Here is a 14,307-nt window from a genome sequence, read left to right on the forward strand (position 1 = left end):
TCCCTGCTCACGACTGCTGCTCCTTCTCGTCCTCGGGGTGCGTGCCGAAGGTGTCGCGGACCCGGTCGGCGACACCGCTGAGGTTGGCCTCGAAGGTGAAGCCCTGTTCGAAGCGGTAGCTGCGGTGGACGTCCACCGGGTCGATGCCGTTGATCGCGGCCTTGGCGAGCCGGATCAGCTGTCCGTCCTTCGCGGCGATCTCCCGCGCGAGTGCGAGCGCCGCGTCGCGCAGCCGCTCGCGCGGGACGACCCGCCAGACCGAGCCGTGCCGGTGCAGTTCCTCGGCGGTGACGGTGCGCGAGGTGTAGTAGAGGGTCCGCATCAGCTGCTGCGGGACGAGCCGGGCCAGGTGCGTGGCCGCGCCGAGGGCTCCCCGGTCGAGCTCGGGCAGGCCGAAGGTGGCGTCCTCGGAGGCGACGATCGCGTCGGCGTTGCCGACGAGCCCGATGCCGCCGCCGAGGCAGAAGCCGTGCACCGCGGCGATCACCGGCACCTCGCAGTCGTAGACGGCGGCGAAGGCCTCGAAGCAGCCGCGGTTGGCGCCCAGCAGGGCGTCGTGCCCCGTGGTGCGCTGGATCTCCTTGATGTCGACGCCGGCGTTGAAGCCGCGGCCCTCCGCGGCGAGCACGACGCAGCGCACCCCGGGATCGGCGCCGGCGGCGCGGACCGCGGCGGCGAGGTCGTACCAGCCCTGTACGGGGAGGGCGTTGACCGGTGGGAAGTCGACGGTGACGACGGCGATGCCCTTGTCCGGGGCGGAGGTGGAGACACCCATGAGCAGATCAGCTACCTTTCCACCAAACGTTTGTTAGGTGGAAGATAGCAGCGGTTCGCACGCTGCGGGAGGTGTCCCTTGCCAGTCACCATCGATCTGACGGGATCCGTCGCCGTCGTCACCGGCGGCACGCGGGGCGTCGGCGCCGGGATCGCCCGGTCCCTGCTCGACGCCGGAGCGGAGGTCGTGACCTGCGCGCGGCGTGCCCCGGACGAGCCCGTCGAGGCCGGCGGGCGCACGGCCCGCTTCCTCCCCGTCGACCTGCGCGACCCGGCCGCCGTCGCCGGATTCTTCGCACGGGTCCGCGAGGACCACGGACGGCTGGACGTCCTGGTCAACAACGCGGGCGGTACGCCCTTCCGGATGCTCGGCGAGGGATCGGCCGAGCAGCAGGCCCGGGTCCTCGAACTGAACCTCGTGGCCCCCCTGACCGCCTCCCTCGCCGCGTACGAGGTGATGCGGCACCAGCCCCGGGGAGGGTCCGTCATCATGATCGGCAGCGTCAGCGGCACCCGCCCCTCACCCGGCAGCGCGGCCTACGGGGCCGCCAAGGCCGGCCTGGACAACCTCGCCCGGTCCATGGCGGTCGAATGGGCGCCGCTGGTGCGGGTCAACACGCTCGTCCCCGGCATGGTCCGCACCGAACTCTCCCACCTGCACTACGGGGACGAGGACGGCGTCGCCTCCGTCGGCCGCACCGTGCCGCTCGGCCGGCTCGCCGAGCCCGGGGACATCGGCGACGCCTGCGTCTTCCTGGCCTCCGGACGGGCCGCCTACATCAGCGGCGCCAGCCTGCTCGTGCACGGAGGCGGGGAACGCCCCGCCTTCCTGGACGCGGCCACCGTCAATCACTGAACCCCTCACCGAAAGGCACCCACCATGACCGGACTGTGCAACGGACGCGTCGTCATCGTCACCGGCGCCGGGCGCGGCCTCGGCCGCGCGCACGCGCTCGCCTTCGCCGCCGAGGGCGCCAAGGTCGTCGTCAATGACCTCGGCGTCGGCCTCGACGGCACCGGGGGCGGCGCGGGCCCCGCCCAGCAGGTCGTCGACGAGATCACGGCGGCGGGCGGCGAGGCGGTCGCCCACGGCGGCGACATCGCCACCACCGACGGCGCGGCCTCGCTCGTCGCCACCGCCCTCGACGCCTTCGGACGGCTCGACACCCTCGTCAACAACGCCGGCTTCCTGCGCGACCGCATGCTCGTCAACCTCGGGGAGGACGACTGGGACGCCGTCATGCGCGTCCACCTCAAGGGCCACTTCCTGCCGCTCAAGCACGCCGCCGCGCACTGGCGAGCGGAGGCCAGGGCGGGGCGCGAGCCCGTCGCCCGCGTGATCAACACCAGCTCCGGCGCGGGCCTCCTCGGCAGCGTCGGCCAGGGCAACTACGCCGCCGCCAAGGCCGGGATCGTCGGCCTCACGCTCGTCGCCTCCGCCGAGATGGGCCGGTACGGGGTCCAGGTCAACGCCATCGCCCCCGCGGCCCGCACCCGGATGACCGAGCAGACGTTCGCCGAGACCATGGCCGCGCCCACGGGGGCCGCCTTCGACGCGATGGCCCCGGAGAACGTCTCGCCCCTCGTGGTCTGGCTGGGCTCCGCGGCCTCGGCCGGCGTCACCGGCCGGGTCTTCGAGACCGAGGCGGGCCGGATCACGGTCATGGAGGGCTGGCGACCGGGCCCGACGGCCGACAAGGGGGGCCGCTGGACCCCGAGGGAAGCGGGCGAGACGACCCTGAAACTCCTGGCGACCTCGGAGCCCCCGCACCCGGTGTACGGCACGCGCTGACCCGGGGCGCGTCACGGGGCCTCCACCCGCTACCCGTACGGGCCTTGGCGCCCGGCCCGTACGGCTCCGCCCGGACCCGTGCGGGCCCTTGGCCCCTGCCCGTACGGGCTCTGCCACGCGCGCCCGAGCCGCACGGGGCCCGCGCCCAGGCGGGACGGTGCCCCGCCCGCCGTGTGGGCAATCGTCCCGCTGGGCGGGACGGGTGGGCACACGGGACGGCGCCCTCAAGCGGCGCCTCCGCGTCCTGTGCCTGGGCCCGCGCCGCCCGGGTGCCGTCACCGGTGGTGCGGGTCGGGGCGCGGGAGCCTCTGGCGCCGGCAAGGGCGCCGTCCGTTGTGCCCACCCGTTCCGCCCCGGCGGAACGCATGCCCACAACGGGGCCCGGCGGGGGCGCCGCCCACAACGGCGGGGCGCGGGTCCAAACCGCCGACCGCGCCGCTCACGACGGCCCGGCCCCAGTCGGTGGGCCCGCCCCCGACCCGCAGCCCCCGGCAAGGTTTCCCGCTCACCGGGAACGCGCGCTCCCTCCCGCCCCCCGCCCCGTCCTAGCCTCGCCGCACAGCCCCAACCGCCCGCAGGAGGGACCCGCCATGCTCACGGACCGCCAGAGGCTCGAGGCGGCCGAGCTGCTCCGCTCCGCCGAACACGCCGTCACGCCGATCGACCCGCTGACCGAGTCCTTCCCCGGCATCGACACCGAGGACGCGTACGAGATCCAGCTCCTCAACATCCGGCACCGCCTCGCGGCCGGCGCGGAGGTGCGCGGTCACAAGGTCGGCCTGTCCTCCCCGGTCATGCAGCGGATGATGGGCGTGGACGAACCGGACTACGGCCATCTCCTCCACGACATGGAGCTGCGCCCCGACGTCCCCGTCGTCGCCGCCCGCTTCTGCCGGCCGCGCGTCGAGGTGGAGGTCGGCTTCGTCCTCGGCGCCGACCTGCCCGGCGAGGGCTGCACCCCCGAGGACGTCCTCGCGGCCACCGAACGCGTCGTACCCGCGCTGGAGCTGATCGACAGCAGGATCCGCGACTGGCGGATCACCATCGCCGACACCATCGCGGACAACGCCTCCTCCGCCGGATACGTCATCGGTGAGGGCCGGGACCCCCGCGAGCTCGACCTGAAGGCCATCGACGCCCGGCTCAGCAGCGGCGGCGCACTCCTCGCCGAGGGCCGCAGCGACGCCGTGCTCGGCGACCCGGCCCGCTCCGTCGCCTGGCTCGCCCGGACCGTCGCCCGCTTCGGCGTGCCGCTGCGGAAGGGGCACGTGGTGCTGCCGGGTTCGTGCACCCGGGCCGTCGACGTGGCCGCCGGTTCGACCTTCACCGCCGGGTTCGACGGCCTCGGCTCCGTCTCGCTCTCGTTCATCTGAGGTGATCATGACCATCAAGACCAAGGCGACCGCCGCCATCGTCGGATCCGGCAACATCGGCACCGACCTGCTCTACAAGCTGCTGCGCTCCGAACACGTCGAACCCCGCTGGATGATCGGCGTCGACCCCGACAGCGAGGGCCTCGCCCGCGCCGCCCGGGCCGGCCTGGAGGCCAGCCCCGAGGGCGTCGACTGGCTCCTCGCCCAGGACGAGCGGCCCGACATCGTCTTCGAGGCCACCAGCGCCTCCGTCCACCGGGCCAACGCCCCCCGCTACGCCGAGCTCGGCATCAAGGCCGTCGACCTGACACCGGCGGCCGTCGGCCCCGCCGTCGTCCCGCCCGCCAACCTCCGCGAGCACCTGGACCGGCCCAACGTCAACATGATCACCTGCGGCGGGCAGGCCACCATCCCCATGGTGTACGCGGTCTCCCGTGTCGTCCCCGTGGCCTACGCGGAGATCGTCGCCTCGGTGGCGTCCGTCTCGGCCGGACCCGGAACCCGCGCGAACATCGACGAGTTCACCCGCACCACCTCGCGCGGCATCGAGACCATCGGCGGCGCCGAGCGGGGCAAGGCCATCATCATCCTCAACCCGGCCGAGCCGCCCGTGATGATGCGGGACACCGTCTTCTGCGCCGTCCCCGAGGACGCCGACCGGGCCGCCGTCGCCCTCTCCGTCAAGGAGATCGCCGAGCAGGTCGCCACCTACGTGCCCGGCTACCGGCTGCGCGCGGAGCCGCAGTTCGACGACCCGAGCCCCGAGAACGGCGGAATGGCCCGCGTGGCGATCTTCCTGGAGGTGGAGGGCGCGGGCGACTACCTGCCGCCCTACGCCGGAAACCTCGACATCATGACCGCCGCCGCCACCAAGGTCGGCGAGGAGTTCGCCCGGGCGATCCTCGCCCCGGGCGCGTAAGGAGCACACCGCATGCCCTACTCGGACACCCTCGACATCCGCGTCACCGACTCCTCGCTGCGCGACGGCTCGCACGCCAAGCGCCACCAGTTCACCATCGAGGACGTGCGGTCCGTCGTGGCCGCCCTCGACGACGCCGGCGTCCCGGTGATCGAGGTGACGCACGGCGACGGACTCGGCGGATCCTCGTTCAACTACGGCTTCTCCAGGACGCCCGAACAGGACCTCATCAAGACCGCGGTCGACACGGCCCGACAGGCCACGATCGCCTTCCTGATGCTCCCCGGGCTCGGCGTCAAGGACGACATCCGCGCCGCCCACGGCAACGGCGCGGGCATCTGCCGCATCGCCACCCACTGCACCGAGGCCGACATCGCCGACCAGCACTTCGGACTCGCCCGGGAAAGGGGCCTGGAGACCGTCGGGTTCCTGATGATGGCCCACTCCACCACCCCCGAGAAGCTGGCCCGGCAGGGCCGGATCATGGCCGACGCCGGCTGCCAGTGCGTGTACGTGGTCGACTCGGCCGGCGCCATGGTCATGGACGACGTCACCGACCGTGTCCAGGCTCTCGTCGCCGAGCTCGGCGACGACGCCCAGGTCGGCTTCCACGGCCACGAGAACCTGGCCCTCGGCACCGGCAACTCCATCGCCGCGATCAAGGCCGGAGCCCTCCAGATCGACGGCTCCACCCGCCGCCTCGGCGCGGGCGCGGGCAACACCGCCGTCGAGGCGCTGGTCGCCGTCTGCGCCAAGATGGGCATCCGCACCGGCATCGACGTACTGAAGATCATCGACGCGGCCGAGGACGCGGTCCGCCCGGTCATGGACGACGAGTGCCGGCTCGACCGGCTCGCCCTGCTGATGGGCCACGCCGGCGTCTACTCCAGCTTCCTCAAGCACGCCTACCGGCAGGCCGAGCGCTACGGCGTCTCCGGCGCCGAGATCCTCCTGCGCGCGGGCGAACGCCGCCTGGTCGGAGGCCAGGAGGACCAGCTCATCGACATCGCCGTCGAACTCGCCGCACAGCGCTGAACCGACACGACAGAAATCAGGAGGGACGAGATGACTGCTCTCAACGACGAGGTCCGGGTCATCGACGCGGGCACGCCGCCGACGCGGTTCGCCCGGGGCTGGCACTGCCTCGGCCTCGCCGAGACCTTCGAGGACGGCACCCCGCACGAGATCGAGGCCTTCGGCACCAAGCTGGTGGTCTTCCGGGGCCAGGACGACGGACAGCTGCACGTCCTGAACGCCTACTGCCCCCACATGGGCGGAAACCTCGCCCAGGGCACCGTCAAGGGCGACGCCGTCGCCTGTCCGTTCCACGACTGGCGCTGGTCGGGCGACGGCCGCTGCGCCGGCATCCCGTACGCCCGCCGGGTCCCGCCCCGCGCCAGGACCCGTGCCTGGGTCTCCCTGGAGCGGAACGGGCAGCTCTTCGTCTGGCACGACCCCGAGGGCAACCCGCCGCCCCCCGGGGTCACCGTCCCCGAGATCGCGGGCGTCCACGGCCCGGACGCGGCCGAGTGGAGCGACTGGACCTGGAAGACCCTCCGTGTCGAGGGCTCCCACTGCCGCGAGATCGTGGACAACGTCGTGGACATGGCGCACTTCTACTACGTCCACTACGGGTTCCCCGAGTACTTCAAGAACGTCTTCGACGGCCACGTCGCCACGCAGTACATGGAGAGCAGCCCCCGCCCGGACATGGAACTGGGCACCCTCAGCTCCGGCCGCCTGCGCTCCGACGCCTCCTACTTCGGCCCCTCCTACATGATCGACCAGCTCTACAGCGACGTCGGCGGCGGCGTGGAGATGGAGATCGTCCTGATCAACTGCCACTACCCGATCGACGCGAACAGCTTCCTGCTCCAGTACGGGGCCATCGTCCGGCGGCTGCCGGGGATGACGGAGGAACAGGCCGCCGAGGCCGCGCGGCTCGCCGCGGAGGGCGCCGCCGTGGGCTTCGAGCAGGACGTGGAGATCTGGCGGAACAAGACCCGGATCGACAACCCCCTGCTCACCGAGGAGGACGGCCCGGTCTACCAGCTGCGCCGCTGGTACGAGCAGTTCTACGTCGACGTCGCCGACGTCAAGGACGAGATGACCCGCCGCTTCGAGTTCGAGATCGACACCGAGCGCGCCAACACGGCCTGGCGCGCCGAGGTCGAGGAGAACCTCGCGCGCCGCGCGGCGGAGACGGAAGCCGGAGCCTGACATGCGAGCGGTGGAGTGCGCGGCCTGCGGCAACCAGGTCCTGTGCGAGAAGTACAGCGTCGCCCACACCTCCGTGCAGTGGACGGCCGACGCGGCCGTCGCCTGCGCGGAGTTCCGCGACCGGGTGGGGCCGGGCGGGACCACCGCCCGGATGCGGACCTGCGGGTCCCTGCGGGCGAGCATCGCCCGCGCCGTCGAGGACGGGGGCCTGACGGTGAGCACCCTGGAGTCCGGGACCCCGGAGGCCCTCGATGTCTGAGCCCGGCACCGGGGCCCGCACCCACCGGCTGCGCGTCGTCGAGGTCATCGCCGAGACGGCCGACGCGCACTCCCTGGTGCTCCAGGCACCGCCGGAGAGCGCCGACCGCTTCACGTACCGCCCCGGGCAGTTCCTCACCCTGAGGCTGCCCGGGGCGGACGGGAGACCGGCCGCCCGCTGCTACTCCCTCGCCAGCTCGCCGCACACCGGCGAGCCCCTGAAGATCACCGTCAAGCGCGTCGCCGGCGGGTACGGCTCCAACTGGGTCTGCGACCGGCTCGCGGCGGGCGACGAACTGGAGGTGCTGCCCCCGGCCGGCACCTTCACCCCCGACTCCCTCGACGGCGACCTGCTGCTCGTCGCCGGGGGGAGCGGCATCACCCCCGTCCTGTCGATCGCCAAGTCGGCGCTGGCCGAGGGCCGGGGCAGGCTGGTGCTGCTGTACGCCAACCGCGACGAGTCCTCGGTCGTCTTCCGCGACGAACTGCGGGCCCTCTCCCAGGACCACCCGCACCGGCTGCTGGTGCTCCACTGGCTGGAGTCGCTCCAGGGCCTGCCCTCCGTGGACCGGCTGGCCGCCGCGCTCGCCCCGTACGCCGGCCGCGAGGCCTTCGTGTGCGGACCACAGCCGCTCATGGACGCCGTCGAGCAGGCCCTGCGCACGCTCGGCGCGCCCGGCGACCGCATCCACCGGGAACGCTTCTTCTCCCTCGGCGCGGACGTCTTCGACGCCCCCGCCGTGCCGGCGGACACGGCGGCGGAGGGCGGCGCCTCGGCCGAGGTCGAGCTCGACGGCGAGACCCGCACCGTCGCCTGGCCCGCGACGGCACCCCTGCTGGACGTGCTCCTGGCCGCCGGCGTGGACGCCCCGTACTCCTGCCGGGAGGGCGCCTGTAGCGCCTGCACCTGCCGGGTCGTGGCGGGCGAGGTGAAGATGCTCCGCAACGACGTCCTGGACGACCAGGACATCGCCGAGGGGTACGTCCTCGCCTGCCAGGCCCTGCCGCTCACCGACCGGGTCGAGATCACCTACTCCTGACGAGGAACCCGCCATGTCCCGAACCAGTCTGGTCACCGGAGCGGCCTCCGGCATCGGCCGGGCCACCGCCGCGCTCCTGCGCGAGCGGGGCCACACCGTCATCGGCGCGGACCTCGCCGACGCCGACATCCACGCCGACCTGTCCACGCCCGAGGGCCGGGCCGAACTCGTCGACCGAGCGCGCGAACTGACCGGAGGCCGGCTCGACGCCGTCGTCTCCTGCGCGGGCGTCGCCCACTTCGACCCGCTCACGGTCAAGGTCAACCACTTCGGGGCCGTGGCCACGCTCGACGGTCTGCTCCCGCTCCTCACGGCCGGCACCGACCCGCGGGCCGTGGTCGTCGGGTCGGTCGACTCCGTCCATCCGACCGACCCCGCGATCGTGGACGCCGCGCTGGCCGGGGACGAGGAGGCGGCCGTGGCCGCGTCCCGCGCCGCCGTCGAACGCGGTGAGGGACACCTCCTCTACTCCTCGTCCAAGGCGGCGATCTCCCGCTGGGTCCGCCGCGCCGCCCCCTCCGGCGCCTGGGCCGGCGCGGGCGTCCCGCTCAACGCCGTGGCCCCGGGCGTGGTCGTCACGCCCCTGACCCGGCCGCTGCTCGACGACCCCGAGATGCGGGGGCTCGTCGAGCGGAGCGTGCCCATGCCCCTGCACGGCCACGCCCGCCCCGAACAGATCGCCCCGCTGATCGCCTGGCTCGCCTCGCCCGAGAACGCCCTCGTCACCGGGCAGGTGGTCTTCGTGGACGGGGGCGCCGACGCGGTCCTGAGGGGCGACCAGGTCTGGTGAGCCCACCGGGACCGCAACGTCAGGGGCACCCACGCGGGTGCCCCTGACGGCACATCCCCACCCCGCGCCCGTACCCCCCTTGTCCGCACCCTCACGAGGAGACGCCCGTGAATCCCCGTACGCTCGAACGCTCCGCCGTCCTCCCGGCCACTCCCGACGCCGTGTGGGCGGTCGTCGGCGACTTCGGGGCCCTCGCCGACTGGCACCCCCATCTGCCGCCGTGCGGCCTGGAGGACGGCGCGGCCCCCGACGCGCCCGGCGCCGTCCGGGTCTTCGCCGTCGACGGCGTGCCCGTCGCCCGCGAGCGGCTGCTCGACCGCGACCCGGCCGGACGCTCGTACCGCTACACCCTCCTCGACCCCGTCCCGCTCCCGGTCGACGCCTACGTGGCGACCCTGGAGGTGCGTCCGCACCCCGACGGCGCCGAGGTCCGCTGGACGGCCGCCTACCGGAGCACGGACGACGTCGCCGCCCGGGTGGAGGCGGTCTTCGGGGACGGCACCTACGGCACCGGCCTGGCCGCCCTGCGGACGCGCTTCACATCCAGTCGCTGAACCGCAGCCAGGCCATCATGTTGTCCATGGACGGCTGCGGCAGGGGCTCGGGGGACCCCTGACCGGCCGGGTCCCGCTTCTCCGGCTGCCGTCCCGGACCGAACATCGACTGCCACACCGACCGCGCGCAGCCGCGCACGGCCGGGGCGAGCCGCTCCATCTCCCGGTGGACGCCGTGGCCGCTCACCGAGATCGCCGCGATCGCCCGGCCCGAACCGCGCAGCGGAGCGGCCACGCAGAAGACCCCGCGGTACCCCTCCTCGTGGTCGAAGGCCACACCGCGCTCCCGCGTCACCGCCAGCTCGCGGCGGAAGGACTCGGGCCGGGTGAGGGTCCGCGGGGTGCGCGGCCGCAGCCCGTCCCGGATCACCCGCTCCACCGGCGCGCCGTCGCCGAACGCCAGGATCGCCTTGCCCGAGGCCGTGCAGTACGCCGGCTGGCGCCCGCCCATGCGCGAGGGCACCACGGAGTCGTCCGAGCCGCCGATCCGCTCCAGGTAGACCACCTCGGACCCGTCGAGCACGGTGAGGTGCACCAGGTGGCCGGTGGACTCGTGCAGCGCGTGCAGATGGGGCAGCGCGGCCCTGCGGAGCCGGTTGTGGTGCGAGGCCATGGCACCGAGCTCCAGCATGCCCATGCCCAGCCGGTAGTCACGGCCCTCGCGCTCCAGCCAGCGCAGCTGCACCAGCTGATCGAGGATCCGGTGCGCGGAGGACCTGCGGATGCCCGAGCGCTGCACGACCTCGGTCAGGGTGAGTCTCGGCCCCGCGCTCTCGAAGGCGCTCAGCACCTTCGCCGCCTTCTCCAACAGGGACAGCGGCGGCATCCCGGCCTCGACAGCCTCGACAGCGGTGGTCGTCATCGGCACCTCCCACACGGACAGCACAGCCGACCGTCCCTGGCTGGGCCCGTAATCTCCGGTATTGCGTGGAGATTGCCAGAGGATGACAGCGCTGTGAAGAGGGAGTTCCGTCTCGGATCAGTAAAGCGTAGGTTCCCTGTCGTCACGGCAGGACGAGACCGGATTCCGGGAGGGGCACCCATGCGCGACGAGGACGTCCTCACGGCGGTCCGCGCCCTCGCCCCCGTCCTGCGCGCCCGCGCGCCCCACGCGGAGGCGCTGTGCCGCCTCCCCGACGCCTCCGTCGAGGAGCTGGCGGACGCCGGCTTCTTCCGGCTGCTCCAGCCCCGGGCGTACGGCGGGTTCGCCGCCGACCCGGCCGTCTTCTACGCCGCCGTGCACGAGATCGCCAAGGCGTGCGGCTCGACCGGCTGGGCCGCCTCCGTCCTCGGCGTCCACCCCTGGTACGTGGCCCAGCTCGACCCACGGGCCCAGGAGGAGGTCTGGGGCGCGGACGGCTCCACCCTGATCTGCTCCTCCCACGCGCCCACCGGGGAGGTCGCCGTCGTCGACGGCGGCTACCGGCTCTCCGGCCGCTGGCACTTCTCCGCGGGCTGCGACCACGCCCGGTGGGCGCTGCTCGGCGGAGTCGTCGACGACGTGGACGGCCGCCCGGTGGACATGCGCACCTTCCTGGTCCCCCGGTCCGCGTACCGCGTCGACGACGTGTGGGACACCGTCGGGCTGCGCGGCAGCGGCGGCAACGACATCGTCGTCGAGGACGCCTTCGTCCCCGCCCACCGGACGCTCGGCTACGGCCCGGTGACCCAGCTGCGCTGCCCCGGCCAGGAGACCAACCCCGAGCCGCTCTACCGGCTGCCCTACGCGGCCCTCTTCACGACCGCCATCTCGACGGCGATGGTCGGCATCGCCGAGGGCGCCCACGAGGACCAGCTCGGCTCGGCCCGCGCCCGCCTGCGGACCGCCCCGGGCCGCCCGGCCGCCGAGGACCCCTTCGCGCAGGTACGCGTCGCCCGCGCCGCCGGCGAGATCGACGCGGCCCGGCTCCAGCTGGCCCGCACCACGGCCGACCTCTACGCGGCCGCCCGCGACGGCGCCGAGATCCCGAAGGAACTGCGCGCCCGCGCCCGCCGGGACCAGGCGCTCGCCACCGAACGGGCCATCACCGCCGTGGACCTGCTCATGGAGAACGCGGGCCGGGGCCCGCTGCGCGTCGGCGACGACGTCCTCCAGCGGGCCTGGCGCGACCTGCACACCGGCCGGGGCCAGGCCGCCAACGACGTGGAACGGGCCCTGGTCCTCTACGCCCAGGACGCCCTCGGCATGGACGTCCACGACCCGATGCTCTGACCGGCCGGGCCGACCGCCACTGCTCCGCCCCGCGGGCAACCCGCCCCCGCGCGGCCCCCGGCACACCGGCGCGGCCCCGGCCCCGCCCGACGCAGGACCGCCCCGCCCCCGGCGCACAGGCCCGGCACCGACGTACAGGCCCGCCTCTCCCGCCCCAGGCGCCCCGCTCCCGCTCCCGGCGTCCCGCCCCCCTCGCGACCCCCGGCGGAGCCGCCCGGCGGGGGTTCCCGCTCAGTGGGAGCAGCGCATTTCGCCGCCGTACCGCACGCCGTACGGTCCTGGCATTCCCCCACCACGACCCGAAAGGGGATGCCCCATGGCCGATGACGTCCTGGCAGCGATCCGTGACCTCGCCCCCGCCCTGCGCGACCGCGCGGCCGAGGCCGAGACGCTGCGCCGCGTGCCCGACACCTCCGTCAAGGAGCTGGAGGACACCGGCTTCTTCCAGCTGCTCCAGCCCAGGGCCTTCGGCGGCCGCGCCGCCGACCCGGTGCTCTTCTACACGGCGGTCAAGGAGATCGCCAAGGCGTGCGGCTCGACCGGCTGGGTCGCCTCCGTGGTCGGCGTCCACCCCTGGCACGTCGCCCTGTTCGACCCCCGCGCCCAGCAGGAGGTCTGGGGCGAGGACCCCAAGACCCGCATCGCCTCCTCGTACGCCCCCACCGGCAAGGCCACCGCCGTCGACGGCGGCTTCCGGCTCTCCGGCCGGTGGCACTTCTCCTCCGGCTGCGACCACGCCCGGTGGGCGCTCCTCGGCTGCATCATCACCGACGGCGAGGGCAACCCCGTCGACATGCGCACCTTCCTCGTCCCCCGGTCCGAGTACCGCGTCGACGACGTGTGGGACACGGTCGGCCTGCGCGGCACCGGCAGCAACGACGTCGTCGTCGAGGACGTCTTCGTCCCCGAGCACCGCGCCCTGAGCTTCGGTCCCGTCACCTCCCTCCAGGTGCCCGGCCACGAGATCAACCCCGAGCCGGTCTACCGGCTGCCCTACGCGGGGGTGTTCACCACCACCATCTCGACCCCGATCGTCGGCATCGCCGAGGGCGCCTTCGCGTCGTACGCCGAGGCCACCCGGGAGCGGATCCGCGTCTCGTACGGGCAGAAGGTCGCCGAGGACCCCTTCGCGCAGGTCCGGATCGCCCGCGCCGCGAGCGACATCGACGCGAGCTGGCTGCAACTGAGCCGCAACATGGGCGAGATGTACGCCCTCGCCGAGCGCGGCGACGAGATCCCGATGGAGCTGCGCACCCGCACCCGCCGCGACCAGGTCCTCGCCACGGAACGCTCCGTCGCCGCGGTCGACCTGCTCATGGAGAACTCCGGCGGCAACGCCATGCGCACCGGCCCGGGCCTCGTCCAGCGCGCCTGGCGCGACGCCCACACCGGCCGGGGGCACGCCGCCAACGACCCCGAGCGGGCCCTGGTCATGTACGGCCAGGCCGCGCTCGGCATCGACATCCAAGACACCATGGCCTGAGAGGCGTTGACGATGGCAGAGCTCACCCACGAGTCGACCTCCCGCACCGTCGAGGCGGCCGGGCTGACCCTCCACTACCACGAGGCCGCTCCCGCCGGCCAGGACGACGCCCCCGTCGTGATCATGCTCCACGGCGGCGGCCCCGGAGCCTCCGGCTGGAGCAACTTCGGCCGCAACCTCCCCGTCTTCGCGGAGCAGTTCCGCACGATCCTCGTCGACCAGCCCTGCTTCGGCCGCTCGGACAAGCCGGAGCTCGACCGGGACTACTTCAGCTTCAGCGCCCGTGCGGTCGCCGCCCTGATGGACGAACTGGGCATCGAGCGCGCCCACTTCATCGGCAACTCGCTCGGCGGCGGCACGGCCGTCCGCATCGCGCTGAACCACCCGGACAAGGCCGGCAAGCTCCTCCTGATGGGACCCGGCGGGGTCTCCGTCAACCTCTTCGCGCCCGACCCGACCGAGGGCATCAAGCGGCTCTTCGAGTTCAACGCCTCGCCGGCGCCCACCAGGGAGCAGATGCGCGGCTTCCTCGGCGTCATGGCGTACGACCAGTCGATCGTCTCCGACGCGCTCGTCGAGGAACGCTTCGCCTCGGCCACCGACCCCGACACCCGGCTCGGCAGCGCCCGGATGGGCGCCTCCTTCGCGAACCCCGCCTGGGCCGAGGCCACGATGCTCTGGCGCGAGGCCCACCGCATCACCCAGCCGGTGCTGCTCACCTGGGGCCGCGAGGACCGCGTCAATCCCCTCGACGGCGCCCTGGTCGCCCTCAAGACCATCCCCGACGCGCGGCTGCACGTCTTCCCGCACTGCGGCCACTGGGCCCAGACCGAGCAGGCGGACGAGTTCAACCGCCTCGCCGTCGACTTCTTCTCCCACTGAACGTCCTGAA

At 73.7% G+C, this 14,307-nt stretch carries 15 protein-coding genes; 13 read left to right on the forward strand and 2 right to left on the reverse strand.

Annotation, left to right across the window (positions count from 1 at the left end):
* Positions 1–7: 7 nt before the first annotated feature.
* Entirely contained in the window at positions 8–775 is a 768-nt protein-coding gene (locus tag ACFYXU_RS18890; protein ID WP_389406034.1) for an enoyl-CoA hydratase family protein, read from the reverse strand.
* A 78-nt stretch (positions 776–853) separates the two neighbouring features.
* Here ACFYXU_RS18890 and ACFYXU_RS18895 point away from each other — a divergent pair, with 78 nt between their 5' ends.
* The 10 genes from ACFYXU_RS18895 to ACFYXU_RS18940 all read left to right on the forward strand — a co-directional run bounded on the left by ACFYXU_RS18895 (position 854) and on the right by ACFYXU_RS18940 (position 9,720).
* Positions 854–1,630, forward strand: coding sequence for an SDR family oxidoreductase (locus tag ACFYXU_RS18895; protein ID WP_329852572.1), 777 nt, complete (start codon positions 854–856; stop codon positions 1,628–1,630).
* A 24-nt stretch (positions 1,631–1,654) separates the two neighbouring features.
* The gene (locus tag ACFYXU_RS18900) at positions 1,655–2,566 is read left to right on the forward strand and encodes an SDR family oxidoreductase (RefSeq protein ID WP_389458705.1); all 912 of its coding nucleotides are present in this window, start codon (positions 1,655–1,657) and stop codon (positions 2,564–2,566) included.
* Between the two features lie 590 nt (positions 2,567–3,156).
* Positions 3,157–3,939 (forward strand): 2-keto-4-pentenoate hydratase, encoded by a 783-nt coding sequence (locus ACFYXU_RS18905; RefSeq protein WP_389406033.1) that lies wholly within the window; start codon positions 3,157–3,159, stop codon positions 3,937–3,939.
* Between the two features lie 7 nt (positions 3,940–3,946).
* Positions 3,947–4,858: an acetaldehyde dehydrogenase (acetylating) gene (locus ACFYXU_RS18910; protein ID WP_376515468.1), complete on the forward strand. Its 912-nt coding sequence runs from the start codon at positions 3,947–3,949 to the stop codon at positions 4,856–4,858.
* Between the two features lie 12 nt (positions 4,859–4,870).
* Complete coding sequence (dmpG, locus tag ACFYXU_RS18915) at positions 4,871–5,893, forward strand: 4-hydroxy-2-oxovalerate aldolase (RefSeq protein ID WP_389458707.1); 1,023 nt, start codon at positions 4,871–4,873, stop codon at positions 5,891–5,893.
* A gap of 30 nt (positions 5,894–5,923) precedes the next feature.
* A complete protein-coding gene (locus tag ACFYXU_RS18920) occupies positions 5,924–7,078 on the forward strand; it encodes a Rieske 2Fe-2S domain-containing protein (protein ID WP_376515473.1) in 1,155 nt (384 codons plus the stop codon).
* A gap of 1 nt (position 7,079) precedes the next feature.
* Positions 7,080–7,337: a hypothetical protein gene (locus ACFYXU_RS18925; protein WP_389458709.1), complete on the forward strand. Its 258-nt coding sequence runs from the start codon at positions 7,080–7,082 to the stop codon at positions 7,335–7,337.
* The gene (locus ACFYXU_RS18930; RefSeq protein ID WP_389458711.1) at positions 7,330–8,376 is read left to right on the forward strand and encodes a 2Fe-2S iron-sulfur cluster-binding protein; all 1,047 of its coding nucleotides are present in this window, start codon (positions 7,330–7,332) and stop codon (positions 8,374–8,376) included. Before ACFYXU_RS18925 ends, ACFYXU_RS18930 begins: the two co-directional genes overlap by 8 nt.
* Positions 8,377–8,389: 13 nt before the next feature.
* Entirely contained in the window at positions 8,390–9,166 is a 777-nt protein-coding gene (locus ACFYXU_RS18935) for an SDR family oxidoreductase (RefSeq protein WP_389458713.1), read from the forward strand.
* Between the two features lie 107 nt (positions 9,167–9,273).
* Positions 9,274–9,720 carry an SRPBCC family protein gene (locus ACFYXU_RS18940; RefSeq protein WP_376515481.1) on the forward strand — a complete coding sequence of 149 codons (447 nt, stop codon included), beginning with the start codon at positions 9,274–9,276 and terminating at the stop codon, positions 9,718–9,720.
* Here the strand turns inward: ACFYXU_RS18940 and ACFYXU_RS18945 are convergent.
* Positions 9,704–10,582, reverse strand: coding sequence for an IclR family transcriptional regulator (locus tag ACFYXU_RS18945; RefSeq protein WP_389406028.1), 879 nt, complete (start codon positions 10,580–10,582; stop codon positions 9,704–9,706). The genes ACFYXU_RS18940 and ACFYXU_RS18945 overlap by 17 nt on opposite strands.
* A gap of 180 nt (positions 10,583–10,762) precedes the next feature.
* Here ACFYXU_RS18945 and hsaA (ACFYXU_RS18950) point away from each other — a divergent pair, with 180 nt between their 5' ends.
* The 3 genes from hsaA (ACFYXU_RS18950) to hsaD all read left to right on the forward strand — a co-directional run bounded on the left by hsaA (ACFYXU_RS18950) (position 10,763) and on the right by hsaD (position 14,297).
* The gene (gene hsaA, locus ACFYXU_RS18950) at positions 10,763–11,932 is read left to right on the forward strand and encodes a 3-hydroxy-9,10-secoandrosta-1,3,5(10)-triene-9,17-dione monooxygenase oxygenase subunit (RefSeq protein WP_389458715.1); all 1,170 of its coding nucleotides are present in this window, start codon (positions 10,763–10,765) and stop codon (positions 11,930–11,932) included.
* A 316-nt stretch (positions 11,933–12,248) separates the two neighbouring features.
* Positions 12,249–13,415 (forward strand): 3-hydroxy-9,10-secoandrosta-1,3,5(10)-triene-9,17-dione monooxygenase oxygenase subunit, encoded by a 1,167-nt coding sequence (gene hsaA, locus ACFYXU_RS18955; RefSeq protein WP_389406027.1) that lies wholly within the window; start codon positions 12,249–12,251, stop codon positions 13,413–13,415.
* A 12-nt stretch (positions 13,416–13,427) separates the two neighbouring features.
* The gene (gene hsaD / locus ACFYXU_RS18960; protein WP_389458717.1) at positions 13,428–14,297 is read left to right on the forward strand and encodes a 4,5:9,10-diseco-3-hydroxy-5,9,17-trioxoandrosta-1(10),2-diene-4-oate hydrolase; all 870 of its coding nucleotides are present in this window, start codon (positions 13,428–13,430) and stop codon (positions 14,295–14,297) included.
* Positions 14,298–14,307 lie beyond the last annotated feature (10 nt).

The organism is Streptomyces sp. NPDC002232, from assembly GCF_042890295.1.
GTDB lineage: Bacteria > Actinomycetota > Actinomycetes > Streptomycetales > Streptomycetaceae > Streptomyces.